Origin of the sequence: Streptomyces pinistramenti, assembly GCF_020564935.1 — a bacterium.
GTDB lineage: Bacteria > Actinomycetota > Actinomycetes > Streptomycetales > Streptomycetaceae > Streptomyces > Streptomyces pinistramenti.
Map to the genome: position 1 here is coordinate 1 of NZ_JAJCXB010000070.1, position 13,871 is coordinate 13,871.

Genomic DNA, 13,871 nt, shown 5'->3' on the forward strand with positions numbered 1-13,871 from the left:
GGCGGCACCGCCCGTGGCTCGGCAGGACGCGCCGCAGGGCGGCCCGCAGCGGAGCGCTGGCTGCTCCTGGGGACGGACGAACGGCCGCCGCGCCGCCCCTCGATGAGCGCCACGGCACCGGCCGGCAGCCAGGCCGACGCCGTGCCGCTGTCGTCGCTGCCGGAGCCGAAGAGGTGCGGCGCGAGCTGCGACTGGAGGTCGGCGGGCGACGGCCGGTGGACCGCCTCCATCTGCATACAGGACTCCAGCAGCGGCCGCAGTTCGTCCGGCAGCCCGGCGAGGTCGGGGCCCTCGCGCAGCAGCATGAAGACCGTCTCGACGGGGTTGGCGCCGTGGAAGGGCGCGTGCCCGGTGGCGGCGAACACCAGCGTCGAGCCGAGCGAGAAGACGTCGCTCGCGCCCGTGACGCTGCGGGAGTCGCGGGCCTGCTCGGGCGACATGTACGCGGGCGTGCCGACGGCCACATTGGTCATCGTCAGACGGGTGTTGGACACCCCGGACGCGATGCCGAAGTCGATCACCCGGGGGCCGTCCTCGACCACCAGGACGTTCGACGGCTTCAGGTCACGGTGGACCAGCCCGGCGCCGTGGATGGACTGCAGCGCCTCGGCGATCCCGGCCGCCAGCCACCGCACCGCCTGGGCCGGCAGCGGCCCGCACTCATTGACTATTTCTTCCAGCGAGGGGGCCGGTACGTAGGCGGTCGCGAGCCAGGGCACCGCGGCCCGCGGGTCGGCGTCGACCACCGCCGCGGTGTAGAAGCCGCTCACCGCGCGGGCCGCCTCGACCTCGCGGGTGAAACGGACCCGGAACAGCTGGTCCTCGGCGAGTTCCGTACGCACCGTCTTGATCGCCACGCGCCGGCCGGACGCCGAACGCGCCAGATAGACCAGTCCCATGCCGCCGGCCCCGAGACGGCCGAGCACCTCGAACGGGCCGATCCGCCGGGGATCGTGCTGCGTCAGCTGCGTCAGCTGCTCCACCACTTGCCTGCCACCTCCCCGTGGGGCGTAAAAGAGACTCTCCAAAGCACCGAGCCGCCGAGAGCCACTGCCCCGAGCAGCGTCTCATCGCCTGGCCGAAACGGCCGTACGCGAGCTGATTCTTCCTGGCCGAGCCGACGGTGGCGAACCCGGGGCCCGGCCGCCGCACCCCGGCCCGCCCTCAGCAGTACGCAGCGAGACCGTTACCCGGGGTCATCAACCCCCGCCTGACGTGCTCCGATACGTCCATCGACGGGTGATTGCCCCGGGGTTACCGCTGAGTTGCCGGACGCGCGCGAGGCCCGCCGTACCGTCACGCGGCCCGTACGGTCCGCGGCAGGCAGCGCCCGCCGGGGCGTCACCGATGCCGGACGGGCCCGTTTCCGGCGCTCCGTATCGGTAGCCCCGGCCGTCCCGCCCCCACCCGTCTCCGTCCGCCGGGGGCCTGGTCGGGTCTCCGCGTGCGTGCGGCGCCGCCGCGCCCCCGTTGCCTGCTGGTCATGCACTCCCCGCCGTCACCCGTACCGTTCCCCCAATTCTGCGGTGTCCACGGCTATTTCGGGGCCATGACACCGAAGGTGGCTCCCTGATTGTCGCGGAAGACCGCGAACGGGCCGCCGGGGGTGTCCTGCGGCCGCGCCACCACCTCGCCGCCGAGCCCCGTCGCGGTGCGGACCGCGGTGCCCATGTCCCCGACGAGGAAGCAGACCGTGAAATGCGACGGCAGGTCGGCGGGCAGCGACGCGTCCATCGCGATCCGGCAGCCGATCTCGCGTTCCTGACCCCGCAGCCGCCACGGCAGGAAGTCCGGCCGGGCCATCGGGCTGCCCTCGACGCCGACGAAGCCGAAGACCTTGGCGTAGAACGCGTCCGCGGCTTGCGGGTCACGGGTGTTCAGGCCCATCCAGACGTAGCCGCCCGGCCGTCCGCTGATCTCGAATCCGGTGTGCGTCCCGGCCTGCCAGGCGCCGAAGACCGCTCCTGCGGGGTCGGCGGCGATCAGCATCGAACCCAGGTCGCCGACCCGCATCGCCTCGTGGCGGATCCGGCCGCCGGCCTCGCGGATCGCGGTAGCGGTGCGCCCGATATCGGCGGTCGCGAAGAAAATGCCCCACCCGGTGGGCATCTCCTCATTGCTCCTGGGCATCAGCCCGGCCGCTTTCCTGCCGTCACGGAACGCCTGGGTGTATCCGCCGAATTCGGCGGCGCCTTCGTCGAAGGTCCAGCCGAAGAGGGCGCCGTAGAAACGCTTTCCGGCGTCGAGATCGGGCAGCAGCACGTCGACCCAGCAGGGTGCGCCGTCCGCGAAGGCAGTCATACGGCCACGCTAACGGCGAATCCCCGAGGGTGCCCGACAGGAAATCGAACGTATGGATCAATACGGAGTGCGGCACGAAGAAGCGGGCCGTCACGCGGCTCAACGGGCCGTTTTCGACGGCTACTTGCGGGCGCTATCCACCGAAGTTGTCCACAGGCTGTTGATAAGGCGATTCACCAGTTCGGACCAATCACCCTTTTCCCGGACCGATGCCGCACCATTCGCCGGAGTGAAGCCCGCGACGCCCCGGCGGCGTCCGTCCCGCTCGACCCTGATGCGCCCGGAAAGCGCTGCCCTGAGTGCCGCCCACGCCGCTGCCGCGCCGGAAGGAACCGGGATCGACCGCCCCGAACTCCCCCATCCCCATTTGCAGGCAGCCAAATCGCGCTCCGATCACCCCTCGGTAAGCTGACGGCATGACAGGACAAGTGCGAACCGTCGACGGCAGAGTTGCCGGCCGCCGCGGGCAGGCCACGCGGCAGAAGCTTCTCGACTGCCTCAGCGACATGCTCAGTTCATCCCCGTACCGGGACGTCAAGGTCATTGACGTGGCCCGAAAAGCGGGCACTTCACCCGCTACGTTCTATCAGTACTTCCCCGACGTGGAGGGCGCCGTCCTCGAAATCGCCGAGGAGATGGCCAAAGAAGGTGCACAACTGACCGACCTTGTCGCCGGGCGCTCCTGGGTGGGCAAATCCGGCTGGCAGGCGGCCGAGGAACTGGTCGACGGATTCCTCTCTTTCTGGCGCAAGAACGACGCGATCCTGCGCGTCATCGACCTGGGTGCGGCCGAGGGTGACAAGCGGTTCTACAAGATCCGCATGAAGATCCTGAACGCCGTCACCAACTCGCTCACGGAGTCCATCCAGGAGCTCCAGGGCAGGAACAAGGTCGACAAGGAGGTGAACGCGGCAGCCATGGCCGGTTCGATCGTCGCCATGCTGGCAGCGGTCGCCGGGCACCAGAAGGGCTTCCAGAGCTGGGGTGTCAAGCAGGCCGAACTGAAGCCCAACCTGGCGCTGCTGGTGCACTTCGGCATCACCGGCAAGAAGCCGACGAAGTAGCCGCGAGCCCGTTCGTCCCCGCCGACGGGCCTTCGCGCACCCCTGCCGCACACGGCACCGCTCCCCGGCGCCGGCGCAGCCGCCGGGAGCGCGTTCCTCGGCCGAGCGCACGGCCGTGCAGCCACGGCGGCGCTCTCTCCCCGGCCGTGCCGCGGGAGTTCCCCTCCGTCCTGCCGCACCGCCCACAGGTGCCCGGCGCCGCCCTCGGGAGGGCGGTCGGCACCGCAGCGCCTGTACCGCCCGATGACGGCCGCACATCCGCGGCTCAGGGCCGGCGGGCCCGCCGCAGCCCGCGCCGCCGCCTCACGCACGCCGTTCCGCTCTCTTCCACGCCCCTCCCGGCCTGACGTCGCCCCCTGTCAGCCGTCAGCGCCGGTCCAGCCGGAAGAGTCGGATCTCCCGGTCCACCCGGGCCTGGTACGCGGCGTACGGCGGCCAGAGTGCGAGCGCGGCGGCCCAGGCACGCTCGCGTTCCGCGTCCGCCAGCAGCCGGGCCCGTACCGGGATGTCACGGCCGCGCCAATTCACCTCGGCCTCCGGGTGCTTGATGAGGTTCCCGGTCCACGCCGGGTGGCCCGCCCTGCCGAAGTTGCTGCCGATCAGCAGCCAGCCGCCGTCCGCCTGGGGCAGGCAGGCCAGCGGCGTACGCCGGGGCAGGCCGCTGCGCGCACCGGTCGCGGTCAGGATCACGCCGGGCAGCAGCTGCGCGCTGAGCAGGACCTTGCCGCGGGTCAGCCGGTGGATTGTGCGGTCGAGCGCGGGGATGACGTACGGGGCGATCCGCGCGAAGGTACGCGTCGATGACGCCGACTGCACCAGCCGCGCGCCGCGCGCCCTCACGCGCCGGCCGCCGCTCGCGCCCCGGCCCCGCCGCACACCCCGGGCGTCCCGTCACCGGCTCCGGTGACGAACAGCCCGGCCTCTTCCGCGGCCCGCGCGCGCAACCGGTGCCCGGGCCCCAGCAGCAGCTCGTCGCAGGCCGCGCGCTTGAAGTAGAGATGCGCCTCGTGCTCCCAGGTGAAGCCGATGCCGCCGTGCAGCTGCACCGCGTCGGCGGCCACCGCCCGCAGCGCCTCCAGCGCCTGCGCCAGCGCCAGTGCCCCGGCGCCCGGTTCGACGGCGCCCGCGGGCCCCGTCCCCGCCGCCCAGGCCGCGTAGTAGGCCGCCGAACGCGCCGCCTGCACCGCCACGTACAGGTCGGCGAGCCGGTGCTGGACGGCCTGGAATGCGCCGATGGGCCGCCCGAACTGCTCGCGGCCCTGCACGTACGCGAGGGTGCGGGTGAGCGCCGCGTCGGCCGCGCCCACCGCCTCGGCGGCCAGCGCGGCGGCCGCGACCCGGCCCACGGCCGCGAGCCCGCCCTCCGGCGCCCCGCCGCCCTCCGCCTCACCCCCCAGCAACTCCCCCTGCACCTCGCGCAGTTCGATCCGTGCCTGCGGCCGGGTCTCGTCCAGCACGGTCTGCCGGGTGCGCGAAAGGCCCGCCGCGTCCCCCCGTACGAGGAAGAGCCGGGTGCGGCTGCGCGCGAAGCCGCCGGTGTGCGCGGCGACCAGCAGGACTCCGGCCGTGTGCCCGTCCAGGACCTGTCCCGCCTCGCCGTACAGCACCCACTGCCCGTCGCGCAGCCGCGCCTGGATGCCGCCCGCCCGGCCGCCGCCCGCCCAGCCGCCGTCGTTCGGGCCGGTCAGCGCCAGCGCGGTGGCCAGCCGGCCGCCCGGTACGGCCAGCGTCCCGGTCAGTTCGCCTGTGGCGAGCTGGGGCAGCAGCGCGGCCCGCTGCCGCTCGTCGCCCAGCGCGAGGATCAGCGGCGCGGCGAGCACCGCGGTGGCGACCAGCGGCGAAGGCAGCAGCGCACGGCCGGTTTCCTCGCAGGCCAGGGCGAGTTCGGTGGGCCCGCAGTCCGCTCCTCCGTACGCGGCGGGCAGGGCGAGGCCCGGGAGTCCGAGCTGCCGGGCGAGCCGCCGCCACAGCTCCTCGTCGTAGCCCTGCGGGGTGCGGGCCGCGGCCTTGACCTCGTCCGGGCCGCAGTGCGTGGCCAGCAGTGCGCGCAGGGTGCGGCGGATCGCTTCCTGCTCATCGGTGAACGCGGCATCCATCGGCGGACTCCTCCCGTCCGTCGGACCGCGCCCGTCCGGTCCGACGGGCACCGCCCACGGAACTGACGGGCCGTCATAGTAGGGATATGGGCCCGACTTTCCTAGGGTCCACCCGTCCGTACTGCCGCCCCTTGGGGGTGGTCGACGCCCCTCTACCCCTCCCCTCCGATCTGATGTACCGTCAGATTCATGACGTCAGGGATCCCCTACGGGAAGCGCAAGGTCGCCGTCGCCGGAGTCGCCCTGTCCGACTGCGGACGCGTGGACGAGGCCACCCCGTACGCGCTGCACGCCCAGGCTGCACGCCGGGCACTGGCCGACTCCGGGCTCGACCGGTCGGTGATCGACGGCTTCGGCTCGGCCGGACTCGGCACCCTCGCCCCCGTCGAGGTGGCCGACTACCTCGGCCTGCGCCCCACCTGGGTCGACTCGACCTCGGTCGGCGGCGCCACCTGGGAAGTGATGGCCGCGCACGCCGCCGACGCCATCGCCGCCGGCCACGCCCGCGCCGTCCTCCTCGTCTACGGCTCCACCGCCCGCGCCGACCTCAAGGCCGGGCGCCGCACCGCCAGCCTCTCCTTCGGCTCCCGCGGCCCCCTCCAGTTCGAAGCCCCCTACGGGCACACCCTGATCGCCAAATACGCGATGGCCGCGCGCCGCCACATGCACCAATACGGCACGACACTGGAGCAGTTGGCCCAGGTGGCGGTCCAGGCGCGGGCCAACGCGGACGGCAATCCGGACGCCATGTACCGCGATCCGGTCACCGTCGACGAGGTGCTTTCCGGGCCGATGATCGCCGATCCGTTCACCAAACTGCACTGCTGCATACGATCCGACGGCGGCTGCGCGGTACTGCTCGTCGCCGAAGACCTCGTCGCCGACCTCGCCAAACCGCCGGTGTGGGTGCTCGGTTCCGGCACCGCCGTCTCACACACCGCCATGTCGGAGTGGCCGGACTTCACCGTCTCGCCCGCCGCGGAGTCCGGGCACCTCGCCTTCGAGCGCGCCGGGGTCCGTCCGTCGGAGATCGACATCGCCGAACTGTACGACGCCTTCACCTACATGACGCTGGTGACCCTGGAGGACCTGGGCTTCTGCGCCAAGGGCGAGGGCGGCGCGTTCGTCGGGGAGGGCCGCCTGCTGCGGGACGGCGAGCTGCCCGTCAACACCGACGGCGGCGGCCTGGCCGCCTGCCACCCCGGGATGCGCGGCCTGTTCCTGCTGGTCGAAGCCGTACGCCAGCTACGCGGCGAGGCCGGCCCCGGCCGCCAGGTGCACAAACCCGGCGGCCGGCTGCCGCAGCTCGCCGTCGCCTCGGGCACCGGCGGCTGGTTCTGCTCGTCGGGGACGGTGGTCTTGGCGAGAGGGTAGGGGCGGCACCCGTAAGGGGCGGAACCCGTAAGGAGTTGCCCACCGCCCTGTGCCCGGGTGCCGCGGAGCGTCCCGCGGCACCCTTACGGGCTCCCCCACCCGTCAGCCCAGCCGCTCCTCGATGAGGTCGGCCGCGCGCCGGGTGCCGCCCTCCGCGCGGGCGTCGGCGCGCAGCCGGGCCGAGCGGTCGGCGGCGTCCGGATCGGCCAGCAGCTCCCGCAGTCCCGCACGCAGCGCGTCCGCCGTCGCGTCGGCGGTGTCGATGCGCCGGGCGACGCCGAGGGCGACGAGCCGGTCGGCGTTGATGAACTGCTCCGCGCCCTGCGGGACCGCGAGCATCGGCACGCCGCTCGCAAGCCCCTCACTGCTGCTGCCCATCCCTGCATGCGTCACAAAGGCATCGGCCTGCTCCAGGATCGCCAACTGCGGTATCCAGGACCGCACTTCGACGTTCGCGGGAATCTCGCCCAGCTCCGCCGGATCGGTGTACTTGCCGATCTGCAGCATCACATGCCACCCGGGCAGGCCGCCGAAGGCCGCCACGCACTGCCGGTAGAACTCGGGCTGCCGGGTGAAGGCCGAGCCCAGCGAGACCAGCAGGACCTTCTCCGCGTCGGCCGGCCGCGTCCAGCCGCCCTGATCCGTGCGGTCGCCGAAGCAGGGGCCGACGAAGGTCACGGCGTCGGCGTCGACCCGGTCGGCGTGCGGCTGCATGGCGCGCGGGATCATCGCCAGGGCACGCCGGGGCCGGCCGGAGAACTCGTCCACATCCGTGGTGACCGCGCCGCATCCGGCCAGCCACTCGGCGAACCGCCGCTGGTAGACCTCGGCCCCCGGGAGCCCGGCGAACGTCGTGCCGATCTCCTCCTGCGCGCCCTCCCAGCCCACGAAGGTCGGGGAGAGCTGGACGATGTCCCGGCCCTGCCCCTCGGCCAGCGCGCGGGCCGCGTAGGCGCCGATGTCATAGAGGTAGAGGTCGGCCGGGTCGTCGTCGTACGCCCGGCGCAGCTGCGGGAGCACCGCGATGGCGTCGTCGAGGAAGAGCGAGGCGGCCGCCACCGGGTCCTGCGGCCAGGAGTTGTCGACCACCGGGAGGGCGGAGGTGTAGCGGACGAACTCGGCACCGGTGGGCGCGATCAGCTCGGCCGCGTGGTCGGTGTTGGCGTACGTCACGCGATGGCCGCGGGCCACCAGCTCGCGGATGATCTCCAGGCTGGGCAGCACGTGGCTGACCATCGGCGTGCCGACCATGGCGATGTGGGCCGGGCGGCGCGCGGCGGGCGACGTACGGGGGTGGTGCGGGGTGCGCTCGGGCACGGGACTTCCTTCGGGTCGGAAATACGGCAGGGGACACGGCAGCCCGACGGCCCCGGGCGGCAGCTGTGTGCGCACGGCGAAGCCGGCCACGCGCGCGCTGCGCGCCAGGGTGCGGGCGGGGGCGGGACATTGCGCCCGCTGCGGTGTCAGCCGTAGATCTGGAGGAAGTACATGCGGAGACCGTAGCGCCATCGCCCGGCCCCGGGCCAACGATTTGCCGGGCCTCGCAGGGCGCCCGGCCGGGGCCCGGCCGGCTGCGTCCTCCTGTCCATGCCCCGGCCCTCCAGGGCGTCCGCCGTACGCTGCCCCGCATGGCCGATCACCGTGCAGATGACCAGGAAACCGCCGATGCCCACGCCTTCCGCGCACTGCTGCGGGGGCTGCGGGTCTGGGACCACGAGCTGCCGTCGTTCGACGTGTCCCGGGCGCCGGACGCGCCGCTGCCGCTCTTCCGGCAGTGGCTGCGGGAGGCCGCGGAGGCCGGCCAGCCCGAGCCGCACACCATGACGCTGGCCACCGCCGACGCGGCCGGAACCCCGTCCGTGCGCACCGTGATGCTGCACGACGCCGACGAGCGCGGCTGGCACTTCGGCTCGCACCGCGGCAGCCGCAAGGGCCGCGAACTGGCCGTCCGGCCCAGTGCCGCGCTCGGCTTCTACTGGGCGGCGGTCGGGCGGCAGGTACGTGTCCAGGGGACGGTGAGCGAGGCCGGTGCCGGGGAGAGCGCGGCCGCCCTGCACCGGCGCTCCACGGGCGCGCTGGCCGCGGCGCTGGTCGGGCGGCAGAGCGAGGTGCTCGGCTCGACGGGGGAACTGGCCCGCGCATCGGACGCCGCCTGGGAGCGGGCGAACCGCGAGCCGGACGCGGCCGCACCGGACTGGACGGAGTACGTGCTGCACCCCGAGGAGGTCGAGTTCTTCCAGGGCGACGCGCGACGGCGCCATGTCCGGCTCAACTACCGGAAGCAGGACAGGAGTTGGGGGCAGGAGCTGTTGTGGCCGTGACGGGGGCGTGAGGAGGGGCGGGGCTCGGCCCCGTCACAGCTCCCGGTACATGATGTGCAGCCCCACGAAGCCCTTGTCCGGGTGCCGGAATCCCTCCGGGACGGTGGCCAGGACCGTGAAGCCCAGGGACTTCCAGAGGGCCACGGCTCCGGTGTTGGTCTCCACGACGGCGTTGAACTGCATCGCGCGGTACCCCTCCGCGCGGGCCCGTTCCAGGACGTGTTCGCCCAGCGCCCGGCCGACGCCGCGGCCCGCCCGGCGGGGGTCGACCATGAAACTGGCGCCCGCGACATGCGCGCCGGCGCCCATCTGGTTGGGGTTCATCTTGGCCGAGCCGAGCACCGTCCCCGCCTCGTCCACGGCGACGTACGCCCGGCCCGGCGGGCGGAGCATCCACAGCTCGCGGCCGGCTTCCTCGCCGAGGTCGCGCGGGTAGGTGTAGGTCTCACCGGCCGCGACGATCGCACGGAAGAACTGCCGGATGGCGGGCCAGTCGGCCGCGGTCGCTTCTCGGATCGGCATCGCCACAGGATCCGCGACGGTCCGGGAACCTGCCACCGGATTTCCACGGCCCGGCGCGGGACGACGACTCCCCCGCCCCGTCCCCTACGGGCCCGCCGCAGGCCGGAACACCGGGATGGCCCAGCTGCCGCCGGCCTCCGCGCCGGGGCCGCCGTCCCCGCCCTCCGTGCGGAAGCGGACCGTCAGCGGCAGGCCGATCCGCAGGCCGTCCGCCACGCAGTCGACGATCTCGGTCATCATCCTGGGGCCCTCGGCGAGGTCCACCACCGCCGCGACGTACGGGGTCCGGCCGCCGAACGGCGGCAGGTCGTTGCGGTGCACCACGGACCAGGTGTAGAGGGTGGCGCGGCCGCAGGCCGGCTGCCACTCGACGTCCTCGCTCCAGCAGTACGGGCAGAACTCGCGCGGGTAGTGGTGCGCCGCCCCGCACCCCTCGGCCCGGCAGCGGCGCAGCAGCAGCCGCCCCTCGGCGGCCGCGTCCCAGTACGTGCGGGTGAACGCGTCGGCCTCCGGAAGATCGAACCGCGCCGCCGCCCCGCCGCCCCGTGCCCCGCCCCGCGCCCCTGTGCTCTCCGCCTCGCCGGTCCGCCTCACGTATGCCCTCCCGCTGTCCGCCCGCACCGCATCCGGAACCGTGGCACGCGGCCGGGCTCCGCTCGGTCCTTGCCGTTCAATCATTTCTGACGCTGCGTCATTTTGTTGTTCGGGTCAGTTCAGCGGATGCCCTGCGGGGTACGCAAGAGGCGGGGCGCGAAGGAGGCGACCCCGCGCGCGCCGGAAAGCTTTACCGTGCAGCCCCATTCCTGACGTGGCGTCAGTTCAGTAATCTGACTGAGCGTCAGGTAATGAGAGCCGTCACACAGGAGCGGGCCTCTGCGATGCTTGGATCGACTCACGGCACCCTCAGCACTCACTCCCGGCCGGCCCGCGTCGTGGCCTGCGGGGAGCAACCACCTCACACCGTCCACGGCGTGGCCGATCCGGCCGACGGCGCCGGCGGGCAGCGCGCCGACGGCACGGCCGACGTGGACGTCAGCGGGCGCCCGCTGCACGCTCCGGTGCCGGACCTGGACCGCTTCTTCCGGCCCGCTTCGGTGGCCGTCGTCGGCGCGTCCGACACCGAGGGCCGGCCCAACACCGGCATCACCCGGCAGCTGATCGCCTGGTCCGAGCGGGTCGGCGCCCGGCTGCACCCGGTCAACCCGGGCCGGCAGAGCGTCTTCGGCCGGCCTTGCCACGCGGCGGTCGCCGACCTCCCTGAGCCGGTGGATCTGGCCGTGCTGCTGGTCGGCGATCCGGCGCCGGTCATCGAGCAACTCGCCGATGCGAAGGTGAAGTTCGCGGTCGCCTTCGCCTCCGGCTTCGCCGAGACCGGGGCAAAGGGCGCGGCCGCACAGGACCGGCTGGCCGAGGCCGTCCGGCGCTCCGGGCTGCGGCTGCTCGGCCCGAACACCAACCTCAACGCCTTCGAGAAGTTCCGCGAGGACCTCGAAGGGCCCGCCATCGCCCTGATCACCCAGTCGGGCCACCAGGGCCGCCCCGTCTTCACCCTCCAGGAACTCGGCATCCGCCTCTCCCACTGGGCCCCGACCGGCAACGAGGCCGATCTGGAAACCGCCGACTTCCTCTCCTACTTCGCCTCCCGTCCCGAGGTCGGCGCCATCGCCGCGTATGTGGAAGGGCTCAAGGACGGCCGCAGCTTCCTGCTCGCCGCCGACCATGCGGCCCGGCAGAAGGTGCCCGTCGTCGCGGTGAAGGTCGGCCGCACGGAGACCGGCGCCCGTACGGCCGCCTCGCACACCGGCAAACTCACCGGCGCCGACGGGGTGGTGGACGCCGCGATGCGGCAGTTCGGCGTCATCAGGGTGGACGGCCTCGACGAACTCCAGGACACCGCCGCCCTGCTGGCCCGCGCCAAGCCGCCGGCCGCGGAAGGGGTCGCCGTCTATTCGATCTCCGGGGGCACCGGCGCCCACTTCTCGGACCTGGCCACCGCCGCGGGGCTGCGGCTGCCCACCCTGACGGACGCGAAGCAGACTGAGCTGCACCAGTGGATACCGGAATACCTGCACGTCGCCAACCCCATCGACAACGGCGGGCACCCGGTCGGCGACTGGCGGGGCCGCAAGATCATCGACGCGATCCTCGCCGACCCGTCCGTCGGCGTCCTGATCTGCCCGATCACCGGGCCCTTCCCGCCGATGAGCGACAAGCTCGCGCAGGATCTCGTGGACGCGGCGGAGGAGACCGACAAGCTGGTGTGTGTGGTGTGGGGCTCGCCGGTCGGCACCGAGGACGCCTACCGCGGCACCCTGCTCGGCTCCTCGCGGGTGGCGACCTTCCGCACCTTCGCCAACTGCATCACGGCCGTCCGCGCCTACCTCGACCACCACCGCTTCACGGCCGACTACCGCTCCCCCTTCGACGACGCCCCGCGCACGCTCTCGCCGTCGGCGCGCAAGGCGCAGGCACTGATGCGCCCGGGAGAGCAGCTCAGCGAGCACGCGGCGAAGCAACTGCTGCGCGCCTACGGCATCCGCGTCCCGCGCGAACAGCTCGTGACCAGCGCCGCCGCGGCCGTCCGTGCGGCGAGCCTGGTCGGCTACCCGGTGGTCATGAAGGCGTCCGGGCCGCAGCTCGCGCACAAGACCGAGCTGGGTCTCGTCAAGGTCGGCCTGACCTCCGCGAGCCAGGTCCGCGACGCCTATCGCGAGCTGACCGACATCGCCCGCTACGAAGACGTCCCGCTCGACGGCGTGCTGGTCTGCCAGATGATCGAGCGCGGGGTCGAGATGGTCGTCGGCACCGCGCACGACAGCCTCTTCGGGCCGACCGTGACCGTCGGGCTCGGCGGCGTCCTCGTGGAGGTGCTCCGGGACGTCGCGGTGGGCGTGCCGCCCTTCGGCGAGGACCAGGCCCGCGCCATGCTCGGCGAACTGCGCGGCCGCGCCCTCCTGGACGGCGTACGGGGAGCCCCGCCATCGGACATCGACGCGCTGATCGAGGTCGTGCTGCGGGTGCAGCGCATGGCGCTCGAACTGGACGGGGAACTCGCGGAGTTGGACATCAATCCACTGGTGCTGCTGCCGCGCGGCCAGGGCGCCGTGGCCCTCGACGCGCTGGCCGTCTGCCACTGACCGCCCCGACCCCGCCCCTTGGAGCCGCACCCCCATGACCCCCACCCCCGCTTCCGCTGCTTCCCCCGAGCCCCCGGACACCCCGGGCGCCACCGCGGGCACCCGCGCCGCGCACGCCCGTACGCCGGACGCTCACTCCGCGTCACCCGCTGATTCCTTGATACTGCACACCACTGACAACGGCGTCTCCTGGCTCACCCTCAACCGCCCGGAAGCCATGAACGCCCTCACCCACGACCAGCGCGAACACCTCGTCGGCCGACTCGCCGACGCCTCCGCCGACCCGGACGTACGGGCCGTGGTGATCACCGCGACCGGCAGGGGCTTCTGTGCGGGCGCCGACCTGCGGGGCGCTCCGGCCGCCCGTTCCGGGGAGCGGGTGGCCGGCGATGTGGCGCGGCTGATCCGGGGTGGCGCGCAGCGCTTCATCGGTGCGGTGCTGGACTGCGAGAAGCCGGTGATCGCCGCGGTGAACGGCACGGCGGCCGGTCTCGGCGCGCATCTGGCGTTCGCCTGCGATCTGGTGCTGGCCGCCGAATCGGCGCGGTTCATCGAGGTGTTCGTCCGCCGCGGCCTGGTACCGGACGGCGGCGGCGCCTACCTGCTGCCGAGGCTGATCGGTCCGCAGCGCGCCAAGGAGCTGATGTTCTTCGGCGACGCGCTGCCCGCGGCCGACGCCGAACGGCTGGGGCTTGTCAACCGGGTCGTGCCGGACGACGCGCTGGAGAAGACCGCACGCGAGTGGGCCGAGCGCCTCGCGGCCGGCCCCACCCGTGCCATCGCGCTCACCAAGCAACTGGTCAACGCCTCGCTCGACACCGGCAGAAGCACCGCCTTCGCCGCCGAGGCCACCGCCCAGGAGATCAACATGACGACGGCGGACGCCCAGGAGGGGGTCGCCTCCTTCGTGGCGCGCCGCAGCCCGGTGTACCGGGGGCGGTGAGCGCACCGACGGGCGGGCCGTTCGGCCGCCACTGGGGTGCCGTCGCGCCTACCCGGCCGCCCGGTTTCCTGCGGGCCGCTGGGGAGACGACGGCGACGCGGCCGGGTCCGGGT

At 73.3% G+C, this 13,871-nt stretch carries 12 protein-coding genes; 5 read left to right on the forward strand and 7 right to left on the reverse strand.

Annotated features, from left to right (window positions below):
- Positions 1 to 974: serine/threonine-protein kinase (locus tag LIU39_RS30820; RefSeq protein ID WP_264483451.1), on the reverse strand; the 974-nt coding region annotated here is incomplete at its 3' end.
- A 562-nt stretch (positions 975 to 1,536) separates the two neighbouring features.
- Entirely contained in the window at positions 1,537 to 2,301 is a 765-nt protein-coding gene (locus LIU39_RS30825; RefSeq protein ID WP_227050231.1) for a VOC family protein, read from the reverse strand.
- Between the two features lie 416 nt (positions 2,302 to 2,717).
- Here LIU39_RS30825 and LIU39_RS30830 point away from each other — a divergent pair, with 416 nt between their 5' ends.
- The gene (locus LIU39_RS30830; RefSeq protein WP_227050232.1) at positions 2,718 to 3,365 is read left to right on the forward strand and encodes a TetR family transcriptional regulator; all 648 of its coding nucleotides are present in this window, start codon (positions 2,718 to 2,720) and stop codon (positions 3,363 to 3,365) included.
- 366 nt (positions 3,366 to 3,731) lie between these two features.
- On the opposite strand, the gene LIU39_RS30835 is transcribed toward LIU39_RS30830, so the two are convergent.
- Positions 3,732 to 4,205, reverse strand: coding sequence for a nitroreductase family deazaflavin-dependent oxidoreductase (locus LIU39_RS30835; RefSeq protein WP_227050233.1), 474 nt, complete (start codon positions 4,203 to 4,205; stop codon positions 3,732 to 3,734).
- Positions 4,202 to 5,461, reverse strand: coding sequence for an acyl-CoA dehydrogenase family protein (locus LIU39_RS30840; RefSeq protein ID WP_227050234.1), 1,260 nt, complete (start codon positions 5,459 to 5,461; stop codon positions 4,202 to 4,204). Before LIU39_RS30840 ends, LIU39_RS30835 begins: the two co-directional genes overlap by 4 nt.
- Positions 5,462 to 5,650: 189 nt before the next feature.
- Between LIU39_RS30840 and LIU39_RS30845 the strand changes: the two genes are divergently transcribed.
- Positions 5,651 to 6,835: a thiolase C-terminal domain-containing protein gene (locus LIU39_RS30845; RefSeq protein ID WP_227050235.1), complete on the forward strand. Its 1,185-nt coding sequence runs from the start codon at positions 5,651 to 5,653 to the stop codon at positions 6,833 to 6,835.
- Between the two features lie 102 nt (positions 6,836 to 6,937).
- On the opposite strand, the gene LIU39_RS30850 is transcribed toward LIU39_RS30845, so the two are convergent.
- Positions 6,938 to 8,086 carry a macrolide family glycosyltransferase gene (locus tag LIU39_RS30850; RefSeq protein WP_227050255.1) on the reverse strand — a complete coding sequence of 383 codons (1,149 nt, stop codon included), beginning with the start codon at positions 8,084 to 8,086 and terminating at the stop codon, positions 6,938 to 6,940.
- Positions 8,087 to 8,463: 377 nt separating this feature from the next.
- On the opposite strand from LIU39_RS30850, the gene LIU39_RS30855 reads away from it, so the two are divergent.
- Positions 8,464 to 9,156 (forward strand): pyridoxine/pyridoxamine 5'-phosphate oxidase, encoded by a 693-nt coding sequence (locus tag LIU39_RS30855; protein ID WP_227050236.1) that lies wholly within the window; start codon positions 8,464 to 8,466, stop codon positions 9,154 to 9,156.
- Positions 9,157 to 9,189: 33 nt separating this feature from the next.
- Here the strand turns inward: LIU39_RS30855 and LIU39_RS30860 are convergent, their stop codons facing one another.
- Both LIU39_RS30860 and LIU39_RS30865 read right to left on the reverse strand, forming a co-directional pair.
- Complete coding sequence (locus LIU39_RS30860) at positions 9,190 to 9,678, reverse strand: GNAT family N-acetyltransferase (protein ID WP_227050237.1); 489 nt, start codon at positions 9,676 to 9,678, stop codon at positions 9,190 to 9,192.
- Between the two features lie 84 nt (positions 9,679 to 9,762).
- Positions 9,763 to 10,272 carry a Zn-ribbon domain-containing OB-fold protein gene (locus tag LIU39_RS30865; protein WP_227050238.1) on the reverse strand — a complete coding sequence of 170 codons (510 nt, stop codon included), beginning with the start codon at positions 10,270 to 10,272 and terminating at the stop codon, positions 9,763 to 9,765.
- A 284-nt stretch (positions 10,273 to 10,556) separates the two neighbouring features.
- Here LIU39_RS30865 and LIU39_RS30870 point away from each other — a divergent pair, with 284 nt between their 5' ends.
- A complete protein-coding gene (locus tag LIU39_RS30870) occupies positions 10,557 to 12,815 on the forward strand; it encodes an acetate--CoA ligase family protein (RefSeq protein ID WP_227050239.1) in 2,259 nt (752 codons plus the stop codon).
- A gap of 34 nt (positions 12,816 to 12,849) precedes the next feature.
- A complete protein-coding gene (locus LIU39_RS30875; RefSeq protein WP_227050240.1) occupies positions 12,850 to 13,758 on the forward strand; it encodes an enoyl-CoA hydratase/isomerase family protein in 909 nt (302 codons plus the stop codon).
- Positions 13,759 to 13,871 lie beyond the last annotated feature (113 nt).